We start from the raw sequence: 25,698 nt of genomic DNA on the forward strand, positions 1-25,698 counted from the left end.
ATGTTCGGAAAGCTTTCCCTTTCGTCGATCCCGTTCGACCAGCCGATCGTGATGGGCACCTTGCTGTTGGTGGCCATCGGCGGCGCGGCCCTGCTCGGCGGCATCACCTACTTCCGCAAGTGGGGCTACCTGTGGAACGAGTGGTTCACCACCGTGGACCACAAGAAGATCGGCGTCATGTACGTCATCCTGGCGCTGGTGATGCTGCTGCGCGGCTTCGCCGACGCGCTCATGATGCGCGGCCAGCAGGCGCTGGCCGCGGGCGGCGCCCAGGGCTACCTGCCGCCGCACCACTTCGACCAGATCTTCAGCGCCCACGGCACGATCATGATCTTCTTCATGGCCATGCCGTTCATCGTGGGCCTGATGAACCTGGTGGTGCCGCTGCAGATCGGCGCGCGCGACGTGGCCTATCCGTTCCTGAATTCGCTGAGCTTCTGGCTCACGGCCTCGGGCGTGGTGCTGATCATGCTGTCGCTGTTCGTGGGCGAGTTCTCCACCACCGGCTGGCTGGCTTATCCGCCGTTGTCCGAGCTGCAGTTCAGTCCGGGCGTCGGCGTGGACTACTACATCTGGTCGCTGCAGCTGTCCGGCCTCGGAACCACGCTCAGCGGCATCAACTTCATCGTCACCATCCTGCGCATGCGCACCCCGGGCATGACGCTGATGAAGATGCCGGTGTTCAGCTGGACCGCGCTGGTCACCAACGTGCTGATCGTGGCGGCGTTCCCGATCCTCACCGTGACGCTGGCGCTGCTGGGCGCCGACCGCTACCTGGGCACGCACTTCTTCACGAACGACCTCGGCGGCAACGCCATGATGTACGTGAACCTGATCTGGGTGTGGGGCCACCCCGAGGTCTACATCCTGGTGCTGCCGTGCTTCGGCGTGTTCTCCGAGATCATCTCCACGTTCTCGGGCAAGCCGCTGTTCGGCTACAAGTCGATGGTGTGGGCCACGGTGGCGATCGGCGGCCTGTCCTTCTTGGTATGGCTGCACCACTTCTTCACCATGGGTTCGGGCGCGAACGTCAACGCGTTCTTCGGCATCGCCACGATGGTGATCTCGATCCCCACCGGCGTGAAGGTGTTCAACTGGCTGTTCACCATGTATCGCGGCCGCGTCCGCTTCACCGTGCCGGTGTTGTGGACGATAGGTTTCATGGTGACCTTCGTGATCGGCGGCATGACCGGCGTGCTGCTGGCGGTGCCGGGCGCGGACTTCGTGCTGCACAACAGCCTGTTCCTGATCGCGCACTTCCACAACATGATCATCGGCGGCGTGGTGTTCGGCTGCCTCGCCGCGCTGAACTTCTGGTTTCCCAAGGCCACCGGCTTCAAGCTGGAGGAGCGCTGGGGCAAGTGGTCGTTCTGGTGCTGGCTGGTGGGTTTCTACGTCGCCTTCACGCCGCTGTACCTGCTGGGCTTCATGGGCGCCACCCGCCGCATGCAGCACTACGACAACCTGGCTTGGCAGCCGTACTTCGTAGTGGCCTTCGTCGGCGCGGTGATCATCCTGGCCGGCATCGGTTTCACCGTGCTGCAGATCGCGGTGAGCATCCGCAACCGCGACAGCAACCGCGACCTCACCGGCGACCCGTGGGGCGGCCGCACCCTGGAGTGGTCGACCAGCTCGCCGGCGCCGTTCTACAACTTCGCGGTGCTGCCCGAGGTGAGCGAGCTGGACCAGTTCTGGGTCGACAAGGAGCACAAGCGCGCCTACCCGCGCCATGCCCACTACGCCGACATCCACATGCCGCGCAACACCGGCGTGGGCGTGGTGATGGGCGGTTTCGCCACCGTACTGGGCTTCGGGCTGATCTGGCACATCTGGTGGCTGGCGATCCTGGGCCTGGTGGGCATGGTCGGTTCGTTCATCGCGCGCTCCTACGACCGCGACGTCGACTATTACGTGCCCGGCGCCGAGGTCGAGAAGACCGAGCGCGAGCGCCTGGTGCCGCTGCACAAGCTGATTGACCAGGTGGGCGCCGCTCCCGCCGAGCAGAAGGTGGCCTAATGAATACCTCCGTCATCACCGCCGGCCACGACGTCGCCGGCCACCACGAGCACCACGACGACGGCTCCAAGACCCTGCTGGGGTTCTGGATCTACCTGATGAGCGACTGCCTGATCTTCTCGGGCCTGTTCGCCACCTTTGCCGTCATGGCGCATTCCTACGCCGGCGGCCCCACCGGCAAGGAGATCTTCGATCTCAAGTACGTGCTGGGCGAGACCATGCTGCTGCTGGTCTCCAGTTTCACCTTCGGTATGGCGATGCTGAACATGCATGCCGGCCGCCGCAACAAGGTATTGGCCTGGCTAGTGGTCACCTTCCTGTTCGGCGCGGCCTTCGTGGGCATGGAAATCCACGAGTTCGCGGCCCTGATCCATGAAGGCACGGGCCCGGACCGCAGCGCCTTCCTGTCGGCCTACTTCACCCTGGTCGGCACGCACGGCCTGCACGTCACCTGTGGCCTGGTCTGGATCGTGGTGATGCTCGACATGGTGCGCCGCCACGGCCTGGACGGTGTAGTCCAGCGCCGTCTGTCCTGCCTCAGCCTGTTCTGGCACTTCCTCGACGTGATCTGGATCTGCGTGTTCACTTTTGTCTACCTGCACGGGGTACTGTGATGTCGCACGCTCATGAACCGGCCGCCCACGGCGGCAAGCACGGGACGCTGTCGACCTACCTGGTCGGCTTCGGTCTGTCGCTGGTGCTCACGCTGCTGTCCTTCGGCTGCGTGATGACCGGCCTGGTGCCGCACCACCTGATCGTGCCGGGCCTGATGGTCTTCTGCGTGGCCCAGGTGCTGGTGCAGCTCGGCTTCTTCCTGCACATGGGCATCGCCCCGGAGCAGCGTGAGAATCTGATGGTGACGGTGTGCGCGCTGGTGTTCATCGCGATCGTGGTAGTCGGCTGCCTGTGGGTGCTGCACAACATGAACGCCTACATGATGCCGGGGATGTCGCACGGGTGAGGCATCGCACTCCTGCTCGTCTTGTCGCCGGCGGCTCCGCGAGGGGCCGCCGGTTTTGTATGGGCATCGCAAGCGACAGAGCGGTTTCGAACGCCCTTCGGGCGTCCGAGTTACTTTTCTCTGCTTGGCCAGAGAAAAGTAACCCAAAGAGAGGCCACCCCGATGGCGCGCCCTCCGAGCTTCCTGCCCTGCGGGTGCGCGGGTGGGCTACGGGGTTTTTCGACGGGACTCCTGTCCCGGCGAAAATCTGGCCCGCATCCCTGCGGGCCATCCTGCGGACTTTCCGCCACCCACCCGCCGCGCCATAGGGGCCCCGGGTAGAGCAGCGCGCTCCCGGCGCGCAGAAGCAGGAGCACCCCACTCCGACCCTCCCCCGCATGCAGGGGAGGGAGATGAGCCGCAAGCTTGCAGCGCTCTGCTGTTGCCGTCGCTGTTGCTTCTGGCGCGCGGGAAGCGCGCCTGCTCTTCGGGGGCCCCTGGGCGGCGGTGAGGCGGGGACGACCAGGCCGCGCAGCGGGCGAGACCACGGACGGTCTCGCCTTTTCGCGCGGGCAGGAGCCCGCTCGAAAAGCCCGGCCCCGACTCACGCACTTGCCGGGCAGGACGCCCGGCAAGCGCCAACCGGGGTGGCCTTTCTCTTTGGTTCCTTTCTCTTTGGCCACGCAAAGAGAAAGGAACTCGGGCGCCGGCAGGCGCACGAAACCGCTCCGTCCCTCGCGAACAAAACAAGCAGTTGCCGCTTCCCGCAAGGCGAAACGAGCCACGCAGCCGCAATTCATCATGAATCCGGCCCCCGCGACATCTCGCGGCGGGCCCCGTCTGCCGCTAGAATGCGTATTTCCAGCACGGCTGCTTCCCATGACCCCCCTGATTTTCGTCACCGGCGGTGTGGTGTCCTCGCTTGGCAAGGGCATCGCCGCGGCGTCGCTGGCCTCCATCCTGGAAGCGCGTGGCCTCTCGGTCACCATGATGAAGCTCGATCCCTACATCAACGTGGATCCGGGCACGATGAGCCCGTTCCAGCATGGCGAGGTCTACGTCACCGACGACGGTGCCGAGACCGACCTCGACCTGGGCCACTACGAGCGCTTCGTCCATACCCGCCTGACCGGCAAGAACTCGATCACCACGGGCAAGATCTACGAGAGCGTGATCCGCAAGGAGCGCCGTGGCGACTACCTGGGCGCCACCGTGCAGGTGATCCCGCACATCACCGACGAGATCAAGCACTGCATCCATGAGGCCACCCGCGGCTTCGACGTGGCGCTGGTGGAGATCGGCGGCACGGTGGGCGACATCGAGTCGCTGCCGTTCCTGGAGGCCATCCGCCAATTGCGCATCGAGCACGGCCCGGAGAAGTGCCTGTTCATGCACCTCACGCTGGTGCCGTTCATCAAGGCCGCGGGCGAGATCAAGACCAAGCCCACCCAGCACTCCGTGAAGGAGCTGCGCTCGATCGGCATCCAGCCGGACATCCTGCTGTGCCGCAGCGAGCAGCCGCTGCCCGAGGGCGAGCGCCGCAAGATCGCGCTGTTCACCAACGTGGCCGAGAACGCGGTGATCAGCGCGGTCGACGTGGACGTGATCTACAAGACCCCGCTATGGCTGCACCAGCAGGGCCTGGACGAGATCGTGGTGCGGAAGCTGGGCCTCGACGCCAAGCCGGCCGACCTTTCCGGCTGGCAGCGCACGGTGGATGCCGTGGTGCACCCGAAGGACGAGGTCACCGTGGCCATCGTCGGCAAATACGTGGAGCACAAGGACGCCTACAAGTCGCTGGGCGAGGCGTTGCGCCACGGCGGCATCAAGCAGCAGACGCGCGTCAACCTGCAGTGGATCGACTCCGAGCAGGTCGAGGCCGAGGGCGCCGCCAGGGTGCTCGGCGGCGCGGACGCGATCCTGGTGCCCGGCGGCTTCGGCAAGCGCGGCTTCGAGGGCAAGGTGCTGGCGGCGAAATACGCCCGCGAGCACGGCGTGCCGTACTTCGGCATCTGCTACGGCATGCATGCGGCGGTGGTGGATTTCGCCCGCCACGTGGCCGGGCTCGCCGACGCCGATTCCAGCGAGAACGACCGCAATACGCCGAACCCGGTGATCGCGCTGATCACCGAGTGGACCACCGCCAGTGGCGAGGTGGAGCAGCGCAGCGATCGCTCGGACCTGGGCGGCACCATGCGTCTGGGTGCGCAGGAGTGCCGCCTCAGGGCCGGCACGCTGGCACGCGAGATGTACGGCCAGGACGTGGTGCGCGAGCGCCATCGACATCGCTACGAATTCAACAACCGCTACCGCCAGAGCTTCGAGGATCTCGGCCTGGTGATCTCCGGCAAGTCGATGGACGACCTGCTGGTCGAGATCGTCGAACTGCCGCAGCAGGAGCATCCATGGTTCCTGGGTTGCCAGGCGCATCCGGAATTCACCTCCACGCCGCGCGACGGCCACCCGCTGTTCATCGGTTTCGTGCGTGCCGCGCGCGAGTACAAGGCCGTGCGTGATGGCGAGAGGCTGGCCAGGGAGCACGTCGCATGAAGCTTTGTGGCTTCGAGGTCGGCCTTGAGCAGCCGTTGTTCCTGATTGCCGGCCCCTGCGTGGTCGAATCCGAGCAGCTGCAACTGGATACCGCCGGCAAGCTCAAGGAGATCACCGCCATGCTCGGCGTGAACTTCATCTTCAAGTCCAGCTTCGACAAGGCCAACCGCTCTTCCGGCACCAGCTTCCGCGGTCCGGGCATGGAGGAGGGCTTGCGCATCCTGGGCGAGGTGAAGCGCCAGATCGGCGTGCCGGTGCTCACCGACGTGCACGAATACACCCCGTTTGGCGAGGTCGCCGCGGTGGTGGACGTGCTGCAGACGCCGGCCTTCCTGTGCCGGCAGACCGACTTCATCCAGAACGTGGCCCGCGCCGGCAAGCCGGTGAACATCAAGAAGGGGCAGTTCCTCGCGCCCTGGGACATGAAGAACGTCGTGGACAAGGCCAAGGCGGTGGGCAACGACGACATCCTGGTCTGCGAGCGCGGCGCCAGCTTCGGCTACAACAACCTGGTGTCGGACATGCGCAGCCTCAGCGCGATGCGCGAGACCGGTTGCCCGGTGGTGTTCGACGCCACCCACTCGGTGCAATTGCCGGGCGGCCAGGGCACCAGCTCCGGCGGCCAGCGCGAGTTCGTGCCCGTGCTGGCGCGTGCCGCGGTGGCCGCGGGCGTGGCAGGCCTGTTCGCCGAAACCCATCCGGACCCGGGCAAGGCGCTCTCCGACGGCCCCAACGCCTGGCCACTGGACAAGATGGAAGCCCTGCTGGAGACCCTGATGGAGCTGGATGCCGTGACCAAGCGCCGCGGCTTCCTCGAAAACACCTTGTAATCCTGGGCCTGCCCCGGACCGAACCCGACACGCCACCTCTGGACTGGAACCGCATGAGCACTGACATCACCCGCATCCACGCCCGTGAAATCCTCGACTCGCGCGGCAATCCGACGCTGGAAGCCGAGATCACCCTGGCCGGCGGCGGCTTCGGCCGCGCCGCGGTGCCCAGCGGCGCCAGCACCGGCACGCGCGAGGCGGTGGAGCTGCGTGACGGCGACAAGGCGCGCTATCTCGGCAAGGGCGTGAAGCATGCCGTCGGCAACGTCAATGGCGCGATCGCCAGCGCGCTGAAGGGCTTCGATGCGGCCAACCAGGGCGGACTCGACGCCAGGCTGATCCAGCTCGACGGTTCGCCGAACAAGGGCAAGCTGGGTGCCAACGCGCTGCTCGGCGTGTCGATGGCCGCCGCGCATGCGGTGGCGGCGCAGCGCAAGCTGCCGCTGTGGCAGTACCTCGCCACGATCAACGGCACCACCGGCGAGCCCGGGGCGCTGCCGGTGCCGATGATGAACATCATCAATGGCGGCGCGCATGCCGACAACAACGTCGACGTGCAGGAGTTCATGGTGTTGCCGGTGGGCGTGCCCAGCTTTGCCGAGGCGCTGCGCGCCGGCGCGGAGATCTTCCACGCGCTGAAGAGCGTGCTGAAGGGCAAGGGCCTCAACACCGCGGTGGGCGACGAGGGCGGCTTCGCGCCGAACCTGCGCTCCAACATCGAGGCGCTGGACACCATCCTCGAAGCGGTGAACAAGGCCGGCTACAAGGTCGGCAGTGAGATCCTGCTGGGTCTCGACGCGGCCAGCTCGGAATTCTTCAAGGACGGCAAGTACGACCTGGCAGGCGAGGGCAAGGCCTACACTCCCGAGCAATGGGTGGACGTGCTGGCCGGCTGGGCCAGGCAGTACCCGATCGTCACCATCGAGGACGGCATGGCCGAGGGCGACTGGGCGGGCTGGAAACTGCTCACCGACACCATCGGCAAGAACATCCAGGTGGTGGGCGACGACCTGTTCGTCACCAACCCGGCGATCTTCAAGGAAGGCATCGACAAGGGCATCGCCAACGCCATCCTGATCAAGGTGAACCAGATTGGCACCCTGTCCGAGACGCTGGAGGCCATCGCGATGGCCGACGCGGCAAAGTACGCGGCGATCGTCTCGCACCGCTCGGGCGAGACCGAGGACACCACCATCGCCGACATTGCGGTGGCCACCACCGCAACCCAGATCAAGACCGGCTCGTTGTGCCGCACCGATCGCGTGGCCAAGTACAACCAGCTGCTGCGGATCGAGGAAGCGCTGGGCCCGGCGGCGCGCTACGCCGGGCGCGGGGCGTTCGTGAGCCTTGACCACTTGCCCGGTTGACCCGGCGCGTCCCGGCCCATGCTGCGCTGGATCGCCCTGGTCCTGTTCCTGCTGCTGATCGGGCTGCAGCTGAAGCTGTGGTCCGCGCATGGCGGCATGCACGAGGTGGACGCCCTGCGGGTGGCCATAAAGAAGCAGACCGACGAGAACACGCGCCTGCAGCAGCGCAACCAGGCGCTGGCCGCCGACGTTTCGGACCTCAAACATGGCGACCAGGCGATCGAGGCGCGTGCGCGCACCGAACTGGGCCTGATCAAGCCAGGCGAGACCTTCTACCAGGTGGACAACCAGCCGGCGGGCGCCAGCAGCACGCTGCCATTGCCGCCGCCGGCCCGGCCGGGCGGCGCCACTGGCGTCGTCGTCAAATGACCACGGCCTTGTGGTGCGTGGTGCCGGCCGCGGGTCGCGGCACGCGGATGGGCGCGGACTGCCCCAAGCAATACCTGCCGCTGGCCGGCCGCCCGCTCATCGCGCACACGCTGGAGCGGCTGGCTGCGCACCCGCGCATCGCCGGGCTCATGGTGGTGCTGGGTGCGCAGGACGGGTACTGGCCCGGCTGCACCAGCCTGCACGGCAAGCCGGTGTGCACCGCCGTCGGCGGCGCCGAGCGCAGCGATTCGGTGCTGGCCGGCCTGCATGCGCTGCCGCCCGGGGTGGGCGAGGCCGACTTCGTGCTGGTGCACGACGCCGCGCGCCCCTGCGTGCGGGAAGCCGACATCGCGCACCTGATCGAAAGGGCGGCGCAGGCGGATGGCGGCCTGCTCGGCGCGCCACTGCGGGACACGCTGAAGCGCGCGGGGGAAGGCGGACGCAGCCTCGCCACCGAACCGCGCGAGCAGCGCTGGCGCGCTTTCACCCCGCAGATGTTCCGCCGCGGCGAGCTCACCGCGGCATTGCGCGCGGCGGCGCTCGAGGGCCGGCCAGTCAGCGACGAAGCGATGGCGATGGAACTGGCCGGCTTCCGGCCATTGCTAGTCGAGGGCGCCGAGGACAACATCAAGGTCACCACGGCGGCGGATATCGCGCTGGCCGAATTTCTGCTGGCGAGGACGGCATGAGCTTCCGCATCGGCAACGGCTTCGACGTGCACGCGTTCGGCGAGGGCGACCACATTGTCCTGGGCGGCGTACGCATCGCCCACAGCCACGGGCTGGTCGCGCACTCGGACGGCGACGTGGTGATCCACGCGCTGTGTGACGCGATCTTCGGCGCGCTGGCGCTGGGCGACATCGGCAGGCACTTTCCGCCGTCGGACGAACGCTGGCGCAACGCCGACAGCCGCCGGTTCCTGCGCCACGCAGCGCTGCTGATGGCGCAGCACGGCTACGCGCTGGGCAATGCCGACGTCACCGTGATCGGCGAATCGCCCACGGTGGGGCCGCATGCGCAGGCGATGCGCGAGAACCTGGCCGCCGATCTCGGATGCGATCCCGGCCGCGTCAGTGTCAAGGCCACCACCACCGAGAAGCTGGGTTTCACCGGCCGTGGCGAAGGTATCGCCGCACAGGCCTGCGTGTTGCTGGAAAAAATCTGAACCATGTCCATTGAACTGCCGTTCGCCCATGGCGTTGCTCCGCCGTTGGCTGCACGTCTTCGCTTTACTTATGAAGATTTCCTCGTTGAGGAAATCTTGGGCTACGACGCCGACGGCAACGGCGAGCACGCGCTGCTGTGGGTGGAAAAGCGCGGCGCGAATACCGACTGGGTGGCGCGCGAACTGGCAAGGTTCGCCGGCGTGCCGCCGCTGGCGGTTGGTTACGCAGGTCTCAAGGATCGCCATGCGGTGACCCGGCAGGCCTTCTCCGTGCAACTGGCGGGCAAGCCTGGCCCGGACTGGTCTGCGTTTCCGCACGCGGAAGTGAAGGTGCTGGCCGCCACCCGCCACGGCCGCAAGCTCAAGCGCGGTGCCCTGCGCGGAAACCGCTTCGTGCTGGTGCTGCGCGAGGTGCGGGGCGAGCGCGACCGCGCCGAACAAGTGCTGGCCGCGATCGCCGCCCGCGGCGTGCCGAACTATTTCGGCGAGCAGCGCTTCGGCCGCGAAGGAGGCAATCTGGCGCAGGCGCGGGCGATGTTCGAGGGACGTCGGGTGGATCGCGACAAGCGCGGTTTCCTGCTCTCCGCCGCCCGCTCGCAGATATTCAACAGCGTGCTCGCCGCCCGCGTCGAACGCGGCACATGGGATGCGCCGCTGGACGGCGAGATCTGGTCGCTGGCCGGTTCGCGGTCATGGTTCGGGCCGGAGCCTTATACGGACATCCTGGCGCAGCGCCTGGCCAGCGGCGACATCCACCCTTCCGGGCCGTTGTGGGGGCAGGGCGAACCGCCGACCGCGGGCGAGGCCGGTGCGCTGGAGCGCGACGTCGCTGCCGCCCATGCCGATCTCGCCGAGGGAATTGCCGCCGCGCGCATGGACCAGGAGCGCCGCCCCTTGCGCCTGCTGCCGAAGGATCTGCGCTGGCGCTGGCTGGCCAACGATGTGCTGGAACTGTCGTTCGAGCTGCCGGCGGGGGCGTATGCGACGGTGGTGGCGCGGGAAGTGGCGGCCACCTTGTAGGAGCATACCCTGTGCGCGAATGCTCTGGCGCCGATCGTGCCAAAAGCGTTCGCGCACAGGGTGCGCTCCTACTTCAGGAGAACGACCACCGCACCCGTGCCGCCCTGCGCCGGTCGCGCCGACGCGAAGGCCACCACGTCATCGCGCCGGCGCAGCAAGCGGTCGGTAAGCGCCTTCAGCACCGGACCGGCGGCCTTCGAGCGCAACCCTTTTCCATGGATGATGCGTACGCAGCGCAGCCCGCGCCGGCGTGCCTCGGCCAGGAAGGTCGCGATGGAGGCTTGCGCGGCAGCGGCGTTCATCTGGTGCAGGTCAAGCTCGTCCTGCACGCTGAACTGGCCGCGCTTCAGCTGGCGCAGCAGCTTTGGCGGATAGCCCTCGCGCAGGAAGCCCAGCTCCTCGCCTACCTCCAGCCAGGCCGGATCGAAGGCCATATCCAGCAGCTCGCCCGGCACTGCGGCCTCGTCGGCTTCGAACATGCGTGGCCGCGGCAAGGGCTTGGGCGCTGCCGGCGGCGCGGCCACCGGTTCGATCCGGTGCACTTCGCCGATCGCCTCGCGAAACAGGCGGGCGTCGTCTTCGCTGATCACGTCGGGCGGGCGGCGCTTCATGCGGTGATGCTAGCAAGTGGCGTGCTTGGCCGTGAAACGGTGAGGGCGCTCCGGTAAACTCGGGCAGTTGCAGGGTGCGCAGGCCACGAATGGCGATGCGCTGCGGTCGACTCAACACGGATCAGCATGCGAGTTCTTGTCAGCAACGACGATGGCGTGGATGCGAAAGGCATTCACGTACTTGCCGAGCGCCTCGGTGAAGTGGGCGAGGTGACGGTGGTGGCGCCCGATCGCGACCGCTCCGGTGCCAGCAATTCGCTGACCCTGGACGCGCCATTGCGCGTGCTGCACATGGAGGACGGCCGCTACCGCGTCGCCGGCACGCCGACCGATTGCGTGCACCTGGCGCTCTCCGGCCTGCTCGAGAACGAGCCAGACATAGTGGTTTCGGGTATCAACAACTCAGCCAACCTCGGCGACGACGTCATCTATTCGGGCACGGTGTCGGCGGCGATGGAAGGGCGTTTCCTCGGGCTGCCGGCGATCGCCGTGTCGCTGGTCAGCGACGACCACCGCGGCATCCACTACGATGCGGCGGCGAATGCGGTGCTGCTGCTGATGCGCCGGTTGCTGGTCGATCCGCTGCCTGCCGACACCATCCTCAATGTCAACGTGCCGGACCGCCCCTGGGAGGAGATCCGCGGTTTCGAGGTCACCCGGCTGGGCCGCCGCCATCGCGCGGCGCCGTGCATCGCGCAGACCGACCCCCGCGGTCGCCCGGTGTGGTGGATCGGCCCCGCCGGCGAGGTGGATGATGCCGGTCCCGGCACGGATTTCGACGCGGTGCGGCGCGGCTACGTATCGGTGACGCCGATCCACGTCGACCTCACCCGCTTCCAGGCGCTCGAAAAGGTCAGCAGCTGGATGCAGACGCTCAGCGACGACATGGCCGCTCCCGGCCCCAAGGCGGCCTGAGGGATGAACATGCATACGCTGCCTCCCGCGGCACTGAAGGGCGAGGGCATGACCTCGCAGCGCGCGCGCGACCGTCTCGCCACCCAGCTGCGCGAGGGTGGCATCCGCGACCCGCGGGTGATCGACGTGATCCGCAACGTGCCGCGCCACCATTTCATCGACCAGGCGCTGCACTCGCGCGCCTACGAGAACACCGCGCTGCCGATCGGCCATGGCCAGACCATCTCCCAGCCCTGGGTCGTGGCGCGGATGACCGAGGCACTGCTGGAACACTTCGACGCGCGCAAGGAAAAGCCCGGCCGGGTGCTGGAGATCGGCACCGGCTCCGGCTACCAGGCAGTCGTGCTGGCCGCGCTGGTGGAACAGGTCTACACCGTGGAGCGCATCGAGGAACTGCTGCGCCAGGCGCGCCGGCGCTTCCGCCAGCTGGGCCTTGCCAACATCCGCTCGCGCCACGACGACGGCAAGCTGGGCTGGGCCGACGAGGCGCCGTTCGACGCGATCATCCTCACTGCCGCGGGCGACACCATCCCCAGCCGCATCCTCGAGCAGCTCAGCCCCACCGGCGTGCTGGTGGCCCCGGTGGGTTCGCCCAGCAGCCAGGTACTGATCCGCCTGCGTGGCGATGGAGAGGGCGACTTCGCCCAGGAAGAACTCGGCGCGGTGAGCTTCGTGCCGCTCTTGGGTGGCATCGGCTGATGTACGTCGTAAGGAAAACCGGCTAGATGCGCCTGTTCGGCATGCTGTACGCCCGCGCCTTGGTGTGGGCGCGTCATCCGCGCGCGATCCGCTACCTGTGCGCGCTCAGTTTTTTCGAGGCTTTCATCTTCCCGATCATGCCGGAAGTGATGCTGGCGCCGATGATGCTGGGCAAGCGGCACCGGGCATTCTTCTACGCCAACGTCAGCCTTGCGTTCTCGCTGCTGGGCTCGCTGGTCGGCTACGCGCTGGGGCACTGGGCGTTCGAGGCGCTGAAGCCTCTGCTGGGTACGCTGCACCTGCTGGCGCCGATCGACCAGGGCGTAGCAAGCCTGCGCACACAGATGGCGGAACATCGCTGGGGACTCTACGGCGTGCTGATTCTCGCCGCGCTGCAGCCGGTGGTGCCCATGAAGTTCGTGACATGGGCGTCGGGCATCGTCGGCGTGCCGGTGCTGCCGTTCCTCGGCTGCGTGGCGCTGGGGCGCGGCAAGCGCGTGTGGCTGCTGGCGCTGCTGATCTGGCTGTTCGGCGAGCGCGCCGAACACTTGTTGCACAAGTACATCGAGTGGATCGGCTGGATCGTGCTGGTACTGCTGGGCCTGCTGCTTGCGTGGTGGGCCTGGCGGCATTGAGCCGCGCGTCCGCGCCGCGCCGCGCATGAAAAAACAGGGAGGCCTCGCTATGCTGGCGCGCATGAATCGATACCTCGCCCCGTGGCTGCCTGCCTTCGCCCTGCTGGCGTTATCCGCCTGCAGCACCGTTGTGGTGGAGCCAGCCACCGGGCAGGGCGGCCGCCATGCCGTTCCGGCGGCGGCGCGCACCCCGGTTCCCGGTGGCAGCTACGCGGTGGTGCGGGGCGACACCCTGTACTCGATCGCCTTTCGCAAGGGCGTGGATTTCCGCGACCTGGCGAAATGGAACGGCATCGCCGCCCCCTACACAATCTGGCCCGGCCAGCATTTGCGCCTGTCGCCGCCGACGGGCGGCGCGCCGGCCTCGCATCCCGCCGTGGCCAGGACCGAAAGAACGAGGCCGGCGTCCGCAGCCGCGGCTCCGGCGGCTCCCACGTTTGAAAACGTGCCGGCAACGGCTTCGGCGCCGCCGGGCGCCCCTCGCGTGTCGATGGCGACCGGGTCGGCCGCCACCCATGCCGTGCATGCGCCGGCCGTCGCAGCCGTGCCGGCCGCGGCGGTGAGCACCGAGGTGCCGGTGGCGGGGGAGCCGAAGGCAGCCGTGCCGCCGCCGGCTCCGGCGGCGGCGGGCGGCGGCTCGCGCGCGGAGGGCGGGGTGAGTTGGCGCTGGCCGGCGGACGGCCAGGTCATCAAGCGCTTCACGGCCGGAGACGCGGTGCCGGGTATCGAGATTGCCGGCAAGGCGGGCGATCCGGTGCGTGCCGCGGCCGATGGGGTGGTGGTATACAGCGGCAACGGCCTGGTCGGCTACGGCGAGCTGGTCATCATCAAGCACAACGACAGCCTGCTGTCGGCCTACGGGCACAACAGCAAGCGGCTGGTAAAGGAAGGGCAGCGCGTCAGCGCCGGCCAGGAGATAGCCGAGATGGGGTCCAGCGGCGCTTCGCGCGTCGAGCTGGGCTTCCAGATCCGCAAGGACGGCAACCCGGTCGACCCGCTGAACTATCTGCCGGGGCGATGAGGGTTCAGGCCGGTAGCATGAACGCGGCGACCACGTGCCGCCCTTCGCCAGCCAGCAGGTTGTAGGTGCGGGCCGTGGCGGCGTTGTCCATCACCTCGATGCCGATGCCCCTGCCCAAGAAGCCGGCCATGAAGGCGGCGGCGGGGAACGTCTGGCGCGCGCCGGTGCCCAGCAACACCAGTTCCGGCTGCAGCGAGAGCAGTGTCTCGACATGCCCGGCATCGAGCGCGCCGGCCGCGTGCACCGGCCAGTGCTCCACCACGCGGTCAGGCGCCAGCAAGAAGCTGTCAGTGAGTTCGCGGTCGATCAGGGTGATGCCATGCTCGCCGACCCGACGCACGAACAGGTAACCCTCCGGACGCTCGAGCGAAAGATCCATCAGCGTGGCAGCGCGATCTTCGGTTCATCCGCGTTGCGGCGGAACAGCACGGCGACATGGCCGATCTGCTGCACTGCCTCGGCTCCGGTGCCGGCCAGCAAGGTGTCGAGCTGGGCCTGCCGTTCTTCCTTGTCGCCGCCGGAAAGCTTTACCTTGACCAGCTCGTGGATCTCCAGCGCCTGGCCGAGCTCCCTGACCACGGCCTCGCTGGCGCCCTTGTTGCCGAGCAGGACGACGGGGTTCAGGCCATGGGATAGGCTGCGCAGGTAACGGATCTGCGAGGGGGAGAGGGCCATGCGGCGGCTTCGATTCGCGGGGAGTGAGCAGCAAAGGGTATCATGCGCCTCGATTCCCCTGCAGTGATGCTGTCCCATGAGCCGCAGCAAGAGCAGCGCCGGCTGGCTGCGCGAACATTTCAGCGACGTCTACGTGAAGAAGGCGCAGGCCGAAGGCGTGCGCTCGCGGGCCGTCTACAAGCTGGAGGAGCTGATCGACCGCGACCGCCTGCTCAAGCCGGGCATGACCGTGGTGGACCTGGGCGCCGCACCGGGTGGCTGGTCGCAGCTGGTGCGCCAGCGGCTGGGCGAGAATGGCAAGGTGTTCGCCCTGGACATCCTGCCGATGCAGGGCATCGCCGGGGTGGATTTCCTTGAGGGCGACTTCCGCGAGGAAGGCGTGCTGCGGGCGCTGGAGGCACGGCTGGAGGGGCAGAGGGTGGATCTTGTACTGTCCGACATGGCCCCCAATATGAGCGGAGTGGCCTTGGCCGACCAGATCCGGGCGATGGACTTGGCCGATTTGGCGCTGGATTTCTCCCGGCAATGGCTGAAACCGGGCGGCGCGTTCCTGATCAAGCTGTTCCAGGGCGCCGGCTTCGACGATTACATTCGCAGCTTGCGCGCGGACTTCTCGCGCGTGACGATGCGTAAACCAAAGGCCTCACGCGCACGTTCGCGCGAGGTGTACGCACTGGCGACCGGCCGCAAGGCCGTCGCGGCGCAACCGGGCGGGAACCGCGCATGAATGAAACAGCGAAAAACGTGTTGCTCTGGGTCATCATCGCGGTGGTGTTGTTCACCGTGTTCCAGAGCTTCAACCCGCACGGCGGTTCATCGTCGAACATGGCCTATTCGAGCTTCGTGCAGAGCGTGGCCAACGGCAATGTCTCCAGTGCCGTGATCAGCGCCGATTCGCCTCCCGCCATCAGCGGCAAGCTGAAGGATGGCTCCAGCTACCGCACGGTGGCGCCCATGCTGGGCTTCTCCACCAACCAGGTGGTGAAGCAGATGCAGGACAAGGGCGTGGAAGTGCGCCAGGACCCGGCCGAAGGGTTCTCGCTGCTGGGGCTGCTGGTGAGCTGGCTGCCGGTGCTGCTGATCGTGGGCGTGTTCATCTGGTTCATGCGCCAGATGCAATCCGGCGGCGGCGGCCGCGGCGCGATGAGCTTCGGCCGTTCGCGCGCCAAGCTGCAGGGCGAAGACCAGATCAAGGTGAATTTCAGTGACGTGGCGGGTTGCGACGAAGCCAAGGAGGAGGTCGGCGAACTGGTCGAGTTCCTGCGCGACCCGTCCAAGTTCCAGAAGCTGGGCGGCAAGATCCCGCGCGGCGTGCTGATGGTGGGGCCGCCGGGCACCGGCAAGACCCTGCTGGCCAAGGCCATCGCGGGCGAGGCCAAGGTGCCGTTCTTCTCGATCTCCGGTTCCGACTTCGTGGAGATGTTCGTGGGCGTGGGCGCCAGCCGCGTGCGCGACATGTTCGAGCAGGCCAAGAAGCATGCGCCGTGCATCATCTTCATCGACGAAATCGACGCGGTCGGTCGCCATCGCGGCGCCGGCCTGGGCGGCGGCCATGACGAGCGCGAGCAGACCCTCAATCAATTGCTGGTGGAGATGGACGGCTTCGAGGGCAGCGAGGGCATCATCGTGATCGCTGCCACCAACCGCCCCGACGTGCTCGACCCGGCGCTGCTGCGTCCCGGCCGCTTCGACCGCCAGGTGGTGGTGGGCCTGCCCGACGTCAAGGGGCGCGAACAGATCCTCAAGGTGCACCTGCGCAAGGTGCCGCTCGCCAGCGACGTCGACGCGATGACCATCGCGCGCGGCACCCCGGGCTTCTCTGGTGCCGATCTCGCCAATCTCGTCAACGAGGCGGCGCTGTTCGCCGCGCGCGAGAATGCGCGCGAAGTGCGCATGATTCATCTGGACAAGGCGCGCGACAAGATCCTGATGGGCACCGAGCGCCGCTCGATGGCGATGAGCGAAGACGAGAAGAAGCTCACCGCCTACCACGAAGCCGGCCACGCCATCGTCGGCCGCCTGGTCCCCGAGCACGACCCGGTGTACAAGGTCACCATCATCCCGCGTGGCCGCGCGCTCGGCGTCACCATGTACCTGCCGGAAGGCGACAAGTACAGCATGAACAAGGTGGCGATCGAGTCGCAGCTTTGCTCGCTGTACGGTGGCCGCGTGGCCGAGGAGCTGATCTTCGGCGCCGACAAGGTCACGACCGGTGCCTCCAACGACATCGAGCGCGCCACCAAGATGGCGCGCAACATGGCGACCAAGTGGGGCCTGTCCGACGAACTTGGCCCGATCACCTACGGTGAGGACGAGGACGAGGTGTTCCTCGGCCGCTCGGTGACGCAACACAAGAGCATCTCCAACGAGACCGCCAGCAAGATCGACGAGGTGGTGCGTGGCATCCTGGATCGTGCCTATGCGCGCAGCACGCAGTTGTTGAACGACAACATCGACAAGCTGCACACGATGGCCGAAGCACTGCTGCAGTACGAGACGATCGACGCGCACCAGATCGACGACATCATGGCCGGTCGCCAGCCGGGTCCGCCCGCCGACTGGAATCGCAACACCAGCGGCGGTTCGACGCCACCACCGCCGCCCCCCAAGGGCGGGGACTCCACGGTGGGCAAGGTGGGCGACCCGGCGACGCAGAACCGCTCCGGCCTGGATACCTGATACGGACGTCTGGACGTCCATACACCCGGAGTGGGCGGATCTTGCGAAGGGAGCGGCGACGTCCGCTCCCTTCGTCCTTTGCGCGATGCCGGCGTTGTTCCGTCGCTTGCCGTCCGGCGGAATCTCCGCATGCCGGGGTGTGGAAAGGGCAGGTCGTCGGCAACGCACGTGAAAAAAATTCACGAAAGGTGTTGACCTTCGTGGCACGACCCTGAATAATTCCGCTCCTCGCTTCGGCGGTTCGGGAAACCGGTCGGCGGAGTGGCAAGTTCAGTGCGCGCCCGTAGCTCAGTTGGATAGAGTACCTGGCTACGAACTAGGTGGTCGGGAGTTCGAATCTCTCCGGGCGCGCCATTTTGTACTGCATGGCGAGGCGTTCGCGTCTCGTCCTGCCCCCTCGGAGCAGGCGGCATCGCCGATGCCGGGGGACGGTGGGCAAGGTGCCCTGAGCGATGTTCGCGGATTGACGGCCGGCATGGTCATCCGTAGCATTCCAAGGCTCCGTTGATGAAGGCTGTCGCGGGCTCGTTCGGGGTATAGCTCAGTCTGGTAGAGCGTTGCGTTTGGGACGCAAAAGTCGGGGGTTCGAATCCCTCTGCCCCGACCAGTTGCGTGTTCTGCCTCGGCGTCCGCGCCTGTAGCTCAACCGGATAGAGCATCGGCCTTCTAAGCCGACGGTTGCAGGTTCGAGTCCTGTCGGGCGCACCACTGACAAATGCTTATGGTGGACGTAGCTCAGCTGGTAGAGTCCCGGATTGTGATTCCGGTTGTCGTGGGTTCGAGTCCCATCGTTCACCCCAAAATTCAAGTTTCAGGGCCGTTAGCTCAGTTGGTAGAGCAGTTGACTCTTAATCAATTGGTCGTAAGTTCGAATCTTACACGGCCCACCAATTCGCAAACGCCGACCCTCGCGGTCGGCGTTTCGTTTTGGGGCGAAGCAAGCCCCGGGCGTCGCGCGTCGCCTGCTTGTGCTGCACCTTCGCGCGACCGTACAATGAGCCGCTTTAGCGCTGGGTAATCATCGACTTAGGCTGCGGTGGGGCGGGCGTGGCGCGAGCGCCGCTTCCGTCGTGGCGGCCGGGCACGGCAGGGCGAAAGTGGCGGAACTGGTAGACGCACCAGATTTAGGTTCTGGCGGGTAACCCCCGTGCGGGTTCGAGTCCCGCCTTTCGCACCACTTCCCGATGATTTTCCGGCGCCGCACGGTTGCCGCCAGGGCGCCCGACGGGCGCCACAACAATCAGGTTCCAGGAGACGACATGCAGGTTTCGGTTGAGAGCATCGGCACGCTTGAGCGCAAGCTCACGGTGAAGTTTCCCGCCGAGCGTTACGAGACGCAGGTGAACGCGCGTATCGCGGAGCTGGGGCGCACGGTACGCCTGAAGGGTTTTCGTCCGGGCAAGGTGCCGGTGGCCGTCATCAAGCAGCGTTTCGGCGAGCAGGTGCGCGGTGAAGTTCTGTCCGACCTGATCGGCAGCACGCTGCGCGAGGCGGTGACACAGGAGAAGCTGCAGCCCGTCGCGAATCCCGCGATCGACACCACCGGCAAGCCGGAGAACGGCGAGATCGCCTACACCGCCACCTTCGAGGTGATGCCGGAGTTCCCGGCGGTCGATGTTGCCGCACTGGAGATCAAGCGTCCGCGCGCCGAGGTGGCCGACGCCGACGTGGAGAAGATGCTTGAAACCTTGCGCCAGCAGCGCCGCAGCTTCGAGCTGGTCGAGCGCGCCTCGGCCGAGGGCGACTTCGTGATGTTCGAGTACGCCGCACAGGCCGGCGACTATCGCTTCCCGGCCGAAGGCCTGGAGCGCGCTGGCAGTGTGCTGGGTTCGGGCAACCTGTTCAAGGCACTGGACGAGGCGCTGACCGGTCGCAAGGCCGACGACAGCTATGATGCCGACATCGAATTCCCCACAGACTTCCGCAACGAGAGCCTGGCCGGAAAGCACGCCAAGGTGAGCTTCAAGGTCGTCAAGGTGCAGGAGCCGAAGCTGCCGGAGATCGACGCCGAGTTCGCCAAGCTGTTTGGCATCGCCGACGGCGATCTCGAGCATTTCCGCAAAGAGGTTCGCGCGAACCTCGAGCGCGAGCTGAAGGCGGCCCTGATGGGCCGGCTGAAGTCCGAGGTGGCCGAGAAGCTGGCCGAGGCGCATGGGGGGCTGGACGTGCCGAAGCTGATGGTGCAGTCCGAAGCGCAGGCGATGGCAGCGGCCAGCGTGCCGCGCGGCCAGCAGCCGCCGCCGCAAATGGTCGAGGCCGCGCTGCCAATGGCGCGCAAGCGCGTGATCGCCGGCCTGCTGATGGGCGAGATCGCCCGCAAGCAGGATTTGAAGATCGACCGCAAGCGCGTAGCCGAGCAGCTTGCCGCGATCGCCTCGACCTACGAGGAGCCGGAAAAGGTCATTGAACTCTACAACGGCGACCCCCAGTTGATGTCAGGGCTGCAGAACCGCGTGATGGAGGACCAGGTGGCGGAGTGGGTGGCGGAGCACGCCAATACCACCAACCTGGACCTGAGCTTCGACGAGGTGATGCGTCCCGCGGGCGCCTGATCATCCAGCGCCGTCCACTGGGTCCGGCGCTCGCCGGGCCCGATGGCATACTCAAGGCACATAACCGGAGAGCGCAAAGACCATGGAACCGATTCAGAACCTCAACCTGGTGCCGATGGTCGTCGAGCAGACTGCCCGCGGCGAGCGCTCCTACGATATCTACTCGCGCCTGCTCAAGGAGCGGGTGATCTTCCTGGTGGGCGAGGTCAACGACCAGGTGGCCAACCTGCTGGTCGCGCAGATGCTGTTCCTGGAGTCGGAGAACCCTGACAAGGACATCCACCTGTACATCAACAGCCCGGGTGGTGCGGTCACGGCGGGGTTGGCGATTTACGACACCATGCAGTACATCAAGCCCGATGTCAGCACCATGTGCATCGGCCAGGCCTGCAGTGCGGCCTCGCTGCTGCTGATGGCCGGCGCCAAGGGCAAGCGTTATTCGCTGCCGAACTCGCGCGTGATGATCCACCAGCCCTCGGGCGGCGCGCGCGGCCAGGCCACCGACATCGAGATCCAGGCGCAGGAAATCCTGTACCTGCGCCGTCGCCTCAACGACATCTACGTGCAGCACACCGGCCAGCCGCTCGACCGGATCGAGCGCGACATGGAGCGCGACCGCTTCATGAGCGCCGAGGCGGCCCGCGAATACGGCCTGATCGACGCGGTGCTTGATCGCCGAGCCGTCGACACGGTCAAGTCGGCTTAACTTTTGCGATCATCCCTGATCGCGAAGATCAAACGGGCGGCCATCCATGGCCGCACTCATCACGGCCACGGCCTGAGTTGACGGGCTTCGCGTCTGCAAGCAGGCGCGGAGCCCTGTGCTATTCTCGGGCCGCAACCTGAATCACCCTCGGTTTCACCAGCGGAATCAAAGTATGAGCGACGATCGGCAGGGGCGTTCCAGCGACGGCGGGAAAATTCTCTACTGCTCTTTCTGCGGCAAGAGCCAGCATGAGGTGCGCAAGCTGATCGCGGGCCCGTCCGTGTTTATCTGCGACGAATGCGTGGAGTTGTGCAACGACATCATCCGCGAGGAGTTGGAGGAGAAAGCCGCCTCCGGTCGCACCCAGCTGCCCAAGCCCAAGGAAATACGCGAGTCGCTCGACCAGTACGTGGTGGGCCAGACCCGCGCCAAGAAGGCATTGGCGGTGGCGGTGTACAACCACTACAAGCGCATGGAATCGCGCCAGAAGAACGATGACATCGAACTGGGCAAGTCCAACATCCTGTTGATCGGTCCCACCGGCTCGGGCAAGACGCTGCTCGCCGAAACGCTGGCGCGCCTGCTCAACGTGCCGTTCACCATCGCCGACGCCACCACGCTGACCGAGGCCGGTTACGTGGGCGAGGACGTCGAGAACATCATCCAGAAGCTGCTGCAGAAGTGCGACTACGACGTCGAGAAGGCGCAGTCGGGCATCGTCTACATCGACGAGATCGACAAGATCTCGCGCAAGAGCGAGAACCCCTCGATCACCCGCGACGTGTCGGGAGAGGGCGTGCAGCAGGCGCTCCTGAAGCTGATCGAGGGCACGCTGGCGTCGGTGCCGCCGCAGGGCGGGCGCAAGCACCCACAGCAGGAATTCCTGCAGGTGGATACCAAGAACATCCTGTTCATCTGCGGCGGCGCGTTCGCCGGGCTGGAGAAGGTGATCCAGCAGCGCTCCGAGAGCACCGGCATTGGCTTTGGCGCCGAGGTGCGCAGCAAGGAGCGCACCCAGAACCTGGGCAAGACGCTGGCTGACGTGGAGCCGGCGGACCTGGTGAAGTTCGGGCTGATCCCGGAATTCGTCGGTCGCCTGCCAGTGGTCGCGACGCTGGACGAGCTGGATGAGGCGGCGCTGGTGAAGATCCTCACCGAGCCCAGGAACGCGGTCACCAAGCAGTTCAGGAAGTTGTTCGAGATGGAGGAGGTGGAGCTGGAGTTCCGCCCCGAGGCGCTCCAGGCGATCGCCAAAAAGGCGCTCAAGCGCAAGACGGGTGCCCGTGGCCTGCGCACCATCCTCGAACAGGTACTGCTGGACACCATGTACGAGCTTCCCTCGCTGGAGCATGTCAGCAAGGTGGTGGTGGATGACGCGGTGATCGAAGGCCAGGCCGAACCCTACCTGATCTACCGTGGCAACCTGCAGCAGCGCGCGGCGGGCGATGGTGGCGACGCCGCCTGATCGCCGCAGGTTCCAGCCGAACGGCTCCGGCGCCCGCGCCGGGGCCGTTTTGTTTTGCGCGCTTGTCCCGTGCCGCCCGCCGGACACGGGGGGCGCCCCCCAGCATGGCTTGCGTACCGGCCGGTTCGCCTCCACTTGACGTGTCATGGTGCCCGGCGCAGTGTCGGGCTTGTCCCGCCGGATTCCCGTGAGAACCTCCTCGATGGCCAAGAATTCCCCCCCGCCTGCCGTACTCGACACGCTGCCCGTGCTGCCGCTGCGCGACGTGGTGGTCTATCCGCACATGGTCATCCCGCTGTTCGTTGGCCGCGACAAGTCCATGCGCGCGCTCGAGCGCGCGATGGAGAGCGAGCGGCAGATCCTGCTGGTGGCGCAGAAAAGCCCGGACATCGACGATCCCGCGGTGGAGGATCTGCAGCAGATCGGCACGCTGGCCGGTGTGCTGCAACTGCTGAAGCTGCCCGACGGCACGGTGAAGGTGCTGGTCGAGGGCCAGTCGCGCGTGTCCATCGAGGACTGTCACGAGGACGGCGGCATGCTGGTGGCGCGCTCGCGCGTGATCGCGCCGATCTACAGCGCGAAAGAGCGCGAGCTTGACGTAGTCTCGCGCACGCTGATCTCGTTGTTCGAGCAACTCGTGAAGCAGAGCCGCAAGCTGCCGCCGGAGGTGCTCGCCAGTCTGTCCGGCATCGAGGATCCCTCGCGCGTGGCCGATTCCATCGCCGCGCATCTGTCGGTGCGCATGGCCGACAAGCAGAAGGTGCTGGAAACCGCCGACGTGGGCGAGCGGCTGGAGTTGCTGATCGGCCTTGTCGACGGCGAGATGGACCTGCAGCAGGTGGAGAAGCGCATCCGCGGCCGCGTGAAGTCGCAGATGGAGAAGAGCCAGCGCGAGTACTACCTCAACGAACAGATGAAGGCAATCCAGAAGGAGCTGGGCGAGGGCGAGGACGGCCCGAACGAAGTCGAGGAGCTGCAGAAAAAAATCGAGAACGCCGGCATGCCGAAGGCGGTACTGGCCAAGGCGCGGCAGGAATTCGGCAAGCTGCGCCAGATGTCGCCGATGTCGGCCGAGGCCACGGTGGTGCGCAACTACCTGGATTGGCTGGTAGGCGTGCCGTGGAAGAAGCGCAGCAAGGTGCGCAAGGACCTGGCGATGGCGCAGCAGGTGCTGGACGCCGACCACTTCGGCCTGGAGAAGGTCAAGGACCGCATCCTCGAATACCTTGCCGTGCAGCACCGCGTATCGGTGATGAAGGGGCCGATCCTGTGCCTGGTCGGCCCGCCCGGCGTGGGCAAGACCTCGCTCGGCCAGTCGATCGCCAAGGCCACCAACCGGAAATTCGTCCGCATGTCGCTGGGCGGCGTGCGCGACGAGGCCGAGATCCGCGGCCATCGCCGCACCTACATCGGTTCGATGCCGGGCCGCATCGTGCAGAACCTCAACAAGGCCGGCAGCAAGAACCCCCTGTTCGTGCTGGACGAGATCGACAAGATGTCGATGGATTTCCGCGGCGACCCGTCCTCGGCGCTGCTGGAAGTACTTGATCCGGAGCAGAACCATGCGTTCAACGACCACTATCTCGAAGTCGACCTCGACCTTTCCGAGGTGATGTGGATCGCCACCGCGAATTCGCTGAACATCCCGGGTCCGCTGCTCGACCGCATGGAGGTCATCCGCATCCCCGGCTACACCGAGGACGAAAAGCTGGCGATCGCGCAGAAGTATCTGCTGCCGAAGCAGCTGAAGGCGAACGGGTTGAAGCCCGAGGAGCTGAGCGTGTCCGGGGACGCCGTGCGCGACATCGTGCGCTACTACACGCGCGAGTCCGGCGTGCGCAGCCTCGAACGCGAGATCTCCAAGATCTGCCGCAAGGTGGTGAAGGAGCTCACGCTGGGTGAGGTGCGCAAGGCCAAAGGCAAGGCCAAGCCAGTGGCCAGATCGGCGAAAGGCAAGGCGAAAGCCGCGGCAGCCGTCATGGTGGAATCGGCCAACCTCGACCATTATCTCGGGGTGCGCCGCTTCGATTTCGGCCGCAAGGAGTTGCAGAACGAGGTGGGCCTGGTCACCGGCCTGGCGTGGACCCAGGTGGGCGGCGAGCTGCTCAGCATCGAGGCCTCGGTGGTGCCCGGCAAGGGGCGGCTGGTGCATACCGGTCAGCTTGGCGATGTGATGAAGGAGTCGATCCAGGCCGCGCTGTCGGTGGTGCGCGCGCGTGTGGACCGGTTGGGCATCGATCCCGAATTCCACCAGAAATTCGATATCCACGTGCACGTGCCCGAAGGCGCCACGCCGAAGGATGGCCCCAGCGCCGGCATCGGCATGTGCACCGCGCTGGTGTCCGCGCTCACCAAGGTGCCGGTGCGCTCGGAGGTGGCGATGACCGGCGAGATCACCCTGCGCGGCCGCGTGCTGCCGATCGGCGGCCTGAAGGAAAAGCTGCTGGCCGCGCACCGCGGCGGCATCACCACGGTGATCATCCCCGAGGACAACAAGAAGGATCTGGCCGATATGCCGGCCAACATCACCTCTTCGCTGGAGATCCACCCGGTGCGGTGGATCGACGAAGTGCTGGACATCGCGCTGGAGCGTCCGCTGCAGCCGAGCGAGGCGAAGCCGGAATCGCGCGCAGCGCGTGAGGAGCAGGCGGACGTCGACGAGGCGGAGTCCCACGCGCGCCCCCATTGAGGCGGTCCGCAGGCAAGGCGCGACAGGGTCCCGACGTGGACCCGGCGCCTTGCATTTTCGTGTGTTACGGGGAATCCGCAGGCGTTGCGGGTCTTTTGTGCTGCAGTCGCCGGCAATTCGCCACCACCGCTGCATGTGGCCTGAAAACCTTGCTGCAGCTTGTATTGCGGTGTTCGGCGAGGCACTGGTATAAAGGCGAGACCGCAATCCCGGCGCCTGCTGCATGTGACCGTGATGCGGGGTTGCGTTACGGCGCCAAGCGGGTACCAACCATCCACGGCGGCTGCGTGCGCCCATGCCACGGGGCGAGCCTGCCGCAAAACGTACTAGGGAGCTTTCAATGAATAAAACCGATCTGATCAATGCCATCGCCGACAAGGCTGAACTGACCAAGGCCGACGCCGGTCGCGCGCTCGAAGCGTTCTTCGAGGTCGTGCAGAAGTCGCTGAAGAAGGGTGAGGACGTGTCGGTGGTCGGTTTCGGTACCTTCACCGTGCGCAAGCGTGCCGCCCGTACCGGTCGCAACCCGCGCACCAACGAGACGATCAAGATCAAGGCTTCGAAGGTTCCCGCCTTCAAGGCTGGCAAGACGCTCAAGGACGCCCTAAACTGAGCGGCTGACGCTCGGTTTCGGGTGCTTAGCTCAGCGGTAGAGCGCCGCCCTTACAAGGCGATGGTCGTAGGTTCGATCCCTACAGCACCCACCAGAAAACTGTGGAGCGGTAGTTCAGTCGGTTAGAATGCTGGCCTGTCACGCCGGAGGTCGCGGGTTCGAGTCCCGTCCGCTCCGCCAC

Annotated in this window: 24 protein-coding genes and 8 tRNA genes; 29 read left to right on the top strand and 3 right to left on the bottom strand. The window is 66.5% G+C overall.

The window, feature by feature from the left end:
- The 10 genes from cyoB (at window position 1) to truD (ending at window position 10,257) form a co-directional block, all read left to right on the top strand.
- Window positions 1-2,016 carry a cytochrome o ubiquinol oxidase subunit I gene (cyoB, locus tag AC2EWF_RS03875; protein WP_483638031.1) on the top strand — a complete coding sequence of 672 codons (2,016 nt, stop codon included), beginning with the start codon at window positions 1-3 and terminating at the stop codon, window positions 2,014-2,016.
- Window positions 2,016-2,630, top strand: a complete 615-nt coding sequence (gene cyoC, locus AC2EWF_RS03880; RefSeq protein WP_483638032.1) for a cytochrome o ubiquinol oxidase subunit III — start codon at window positions 2,016-2,018, stop codon at window positions 2,628-2,630. Before cyoB ends, cyoC begins: the two co-directional genes overlap by 1 nt.
- Window positions 2,630-2,977 carry a cytochrome o ubiquinol oxidase subunit IV gene (gene cyoD / locus AC2EWF_RS03885; protein ID WP_483638033.1) on the top strand — a complete coding sequence of 116 codons (348 nt, stop codon included), beginning with the start codon at window positions 2,630-2,632 and terminating at the stop codon, window positions 2,975-2,977. Before cyoC ends, cyoD begins: the two co-directional genes overlap by 1 nt.
- A gap of 858 nt (window positions 2,978-3,835) precedes the next feature.
- Window positions 3,836-5,506 carry a CTP synthase gene (locus tag AC2EWF_RS03890; RefSeq protein ID WP_483638034.1) on the top strand — a complete coding sequence of 557 codons (1,671 nt, stop codon included), beginning with the start codon at window positions 3,836-3,838 and terminating at the stop codon, window positions 5,504-5,506.
- Window positions 5,503-6,336: a 3-deoxy-8-phosphooctulonate synthase gene (gene kdsA, locus AC2EWF_RS03895; RefSeq protein WP_483638035.1), complete on the top strand. Its 834-nt coding sequence runs from the start codon at window positions 5,503-5,505 to the stop codon at window positions 6,334-6,336. The genes AC2EWF_RS03890 and kdsA overlap by 4 nt, the downstream gene beginning before the upstream one ends.
- A gap of 53 nt (window positions 6,337-6,389) precedes the next feature.
- Complete coding sequence (eno, locus tag AC2EWF_RS03900) at window positions 6,390-7,703, top strand: phosphopyruvate hydratase (RefSeq protein ID WP_483638036.1); 1,314 nt, start codon at window positions 6,390-6,392, stop codon at window positions 7,701-7,703.
- Window positions 7,704-7,721: 18 nt separating this feature from the next.
- The gene (gene ftsB, locus AC2EWF_RS03905; protein ID WP_483638037.1) at window positions 7,722-8,072 is read left to right on the top strand and encodes a cell division protein FtsB; all 351 of its coding nucleotides are present in this window, start codon (window positions 7,722-7,724) and stop codon (window positions 8,070-8,072) included.
- Complete coding sequence (gene ispD, locus AC2EWF_RS03910; RefSeq protein WP_483638038.1) at window positions 8,069-8,761, top strand: 2-C-methyl-D-erythritol 4-phosphate cytidylyltransferase; 693 nt, start codon at window positions 8,069-8,071, stop codon at window positions 8,759-8,761. Before ftsB ends, ispD begins: the two co-directional genes overlap by 4 nt.
- Window positions 8,758-9,237 (top strand): 2-C-methyl-D-erythritol 2,4-cyclodiphosphate synthase, encoded by a 480-nt coding sequence (gene ispF, locus AC2EWF_RS03915; protein ID WP_483638039.1) that lies wholly within the window; start codon window positions 8,758-8,760, stop codon window positions 9,235-9,237. Before ispD ends, ispF begins: the two co-directional genes overlap by 4 nt.
- 3 nt (window positions 9,238-9,240) lie before the next feature.
- Entirely contained in the window at window positions 9,241-10,257 is a 1,017-nt protein-coding gene (gene truD, locus AC2EWF_RS03920; protein ID WP_483638040.1) for a tRNA pseudouridine(13) synthase TruD, read from the top strand.
- 68 nt (window positions 10,258-10,325) lie between these two features.
- Here truD and AC2EWF_RS03925 read toward each other — a convergent pair whose 3' ends face one another.
- Window positions 10,326-10,868, bottom strand: a complete 543-nt coding sequence (locus AC2EWF_RS03925; RefSeq protein WP_483638041.1) for a Smr/MutS family protein — start codon at window positions 10,866-10,868, stop codon at window positions 10,326-10,328.
- A 126-nt stretch (window positions 10,869-10,994) separates the two neighbouring features.
- Here AC2EWF_RS03925 and surE point away from each other — a divergent pair, with 126 nt between their 5' ends.
- From surE to AC2EWF_RS03945, 4 genes are read left to right on the top strand one after another with little or no spacing between them, the layout of a single operon-like run.
- Complete coding sequence (surE, locus tag AC2EWF_RS03930; RefSeq protein WP_483638042.1) at window positions 10,995-11,783, top strand: 5'/3'-nucleotidase SurE; 789 nt, start codon at window positions 10,995-10,997, stop codon at window positions 11,781-11,783.
- Between the two features lie 3 nt (window positions 11,784-11,786).
- Window positions 11,787-12,482, top strand: coding sequence for a protein-L-isoaspartate(D-aspartate) O-methyltransferase (locus AC2EWF_RS03935; RefSeq protein WP_483638043.1), 696 nt, complete (start codon window positions 11,787-11,789; stop codon window positions 12,480-12,482).
- Between the two features lie 26 nt (window positions 12,483-12,508).
- On the top strand, window positions 12,509-13,117 hold the full coding sequence (locus tag AC2EWF_RS03940) for a YqaA family protein (protein ID WP_483638044.1): 609 nt from the start codon (window positions 12,509-12,511) through the stop codon (window positions 13,115-13,117).
- A 49-nt stretch (window positions 13,118-13,166) separates the two neighbouring features.
- Window positions 13,167-14,138, top strand: coding sequence for a peptidoglycan DD-metalloendopeptidase family protein (locus tag AC2EWF_RS03945; protein WP_483638045.1), 972 nt, complete (start codon window positions 13,167-13,169; stop codon window positions 14,136-14,138).
- Between the two features lie 4 nt (window positions 14,139-14,142).
- Here the strand turns inward: AC2EWF_RS03945 and AC2EWF_RS03950 are convergent, their stop codons facing one another.
- Together AC2EWF_RS03950 and yhbY are read right to left on the bottom strand one after the other, a co-directional pair.
- Complete coding sequence (locus AC2EWF_RS03950) at window positions 14,143-14,517, bottom strand: Mth938-like domain-containing protein (protein WP_483638046.1); 375 nt, start codon at window positions 14,515-14,517, stop codon at window positions 14,143-14,145.
- Window positions 14,517-14,813: a ribosome assembly RNA-binding protein YhbY gene (yhbY, locus tag AC2EWF_RS03955; RefSeq protein ID WP_483638047.1), complete on the bottom strand. Its 297-nt coding sequence runs from the start codon at window positions 14,811-14,813 to the stop codon at window positions 14,517-14,519. Before yhbY ends, AC2EWF_RS03950 begins: the two co-directional genes overlap by 1 nt.
- Window positions 14,814-14,889: 76 nt before the next feature.
- Between yhbY and rlmE the strand changes: the two genes are divergently transcribed.
- The 15 genes from rlmE to AC2EWF_RS04030 all read left to right on the top strand — a co-directional run bounded on the left by rlmE (window position 14,890) and on the right by AC2EWF_RS04030 (window position 25,697).
- The gene (rlmE, locus tag AC2EWF_RS03960) at window positions 14,890-15,540 is read left to right on the top strand and encodes a 23S rRNA (uridine(2552)-2'-O)-methyltransferase RlmE (protein WP_483638048.1); all 651 of its coding nucleotides are present in this window, start codon (window positions 14,890-14,892) and stop codon (window positions 15,538-15,540) included.
- Window positions 15,537-17,492 (top strand): ATP-dependent zinc metalloprotease FtsH, encoded by a 1,956-nt coding sequence (gene ftsH, locus AC2EWF_RS03965; protein WP_483638049.1) that lies wholly within the window; start codon window positions 15,537-15,539, stop codon window positions 17,490-17,492. Before rlmE ends, ftsH begins: the two co-directional genes overlap by 4 nt.
- A 277-nt stretch (window positions 17,493-17,769) precedes the next feature.
- Window positions 17,770-17,846: transfer RNA gene (locus AC2EWF_RS03970), tRNA-Arg, on the top strand.
- A gap of 176 nt (window positions 17,847-18,022) precedes the next feature.
- Window positions 18,023-18,099 (top strand) — tRNA-Pro (locus AC2EWF_RS03975).
- A gap of 24 nt (window positions 18,100-18,123) precedes the next feature.
- Window positions 18,124-18,200 (top strand) — tRNA-Arg (locus AC2EWF_RS03980).
- 16 nt (window positions 18,201-18,216) lie between these two features.
- A tRNA-His gene (locus AC2EWF_RS03985) sits at window positions 18,217-18,292 on the top strand.
- Window positions 18,293-18,306: 14 nt separating this feature from the next.
- Window positions 18,307-18,382, top strand: a tRNA-Lys gene (locus AC2EWF_RS03990).
- 201 nt (window positions 18,383-18,583) lie between these two features.
- Window positions 18,584-18,669: transfer RNA gene (locus tag AC2EWF_RS03995), tRNA-Leu, on the top strand.
- A gap of 82 nt (window positions 18,670-18,751) precedes the next feature.
- Window positions 18,752-20,044 carry a trigger factor gene (gene tig, locus AC2EWF_RS04000; RefSeq protein ID WP_483638050.1) on the top strand — a complete coding sequence of 431 codons (1,293 nt, stop codon included), beginning with the start codon at window positions 18,752-18,754 and terminating at the stop codon, window positions 20,042-20,044.
- A gap of 82 nt (window positions 20,045-20,126) precedes the next feature.
- Entirely contained in the window at window positions 20,127-20,750 is a 624-nt protein-coding gene (clpP, locus tag AC2EWF_RS04005; RefSeq protein ID WP_367843495.1) for an ATP-dependent Clp endopeptidase proteolytic subunit ClpP, read from the top strand.
- 172 nt (window positions 20,751-20,922) lie between these two features.
- Entirely contained in the window at window positions 20,923-22,215 is a 1,293-nt protein-coding gene (clpX, locus tag AC2EWF_RS04010; RefSeq protein WP_483638051.1) for an ATP-dependent Clp protease ATP-binding subunit ClpX, read from the top strand.
- A 202-nt stretch (window positions 22,216-22,417) separates the two neighbouring features.
- Window positions 22,418-24,904 (top strand): endopeptidase La, encoded by a 2,487-nt coding sequence (gene lon, locus AC2EWF_RS04015; protein WP_483638052.1) that lies wholly within the window; start codon window positions 22,418-22,420, stop codon window positions 24,902-24,904.
- Window positions 24,905-25,244: 340 nt separating this feature from the next.
- The gene (locus tag AC2EWF_RS04020; protein WP_077483600.1) at window positions 25,245-25,517 is read left to right on the top strand and encodes an HU family DNA-binding protein; all 273 of its coding nucleotides are present in this window, start codon (window positions 25,245-25,247) and stop codon (window positions 25,515-25,517) included.
- Between the two features lie 19 nt (window positions 25,518-25,536).
- Window positions 25,537-25,611, top strand: a tRNA-Val gene (locus tag AC2EWF_RS04025).
- 9 nt (window positions 25,612-25,620) lie between these two features.
- A tRNA-Asp gene (locus tag AC2EWF_RS04030) sits at window positions 25,621-25,697 on the top strand.
- The last annotated feature ends 1 nt before the right edge of the window (window position 25,698 follow it).

Source organism: Rhodanobacter sp. sgz306013 (assembly GCF_057031145.1).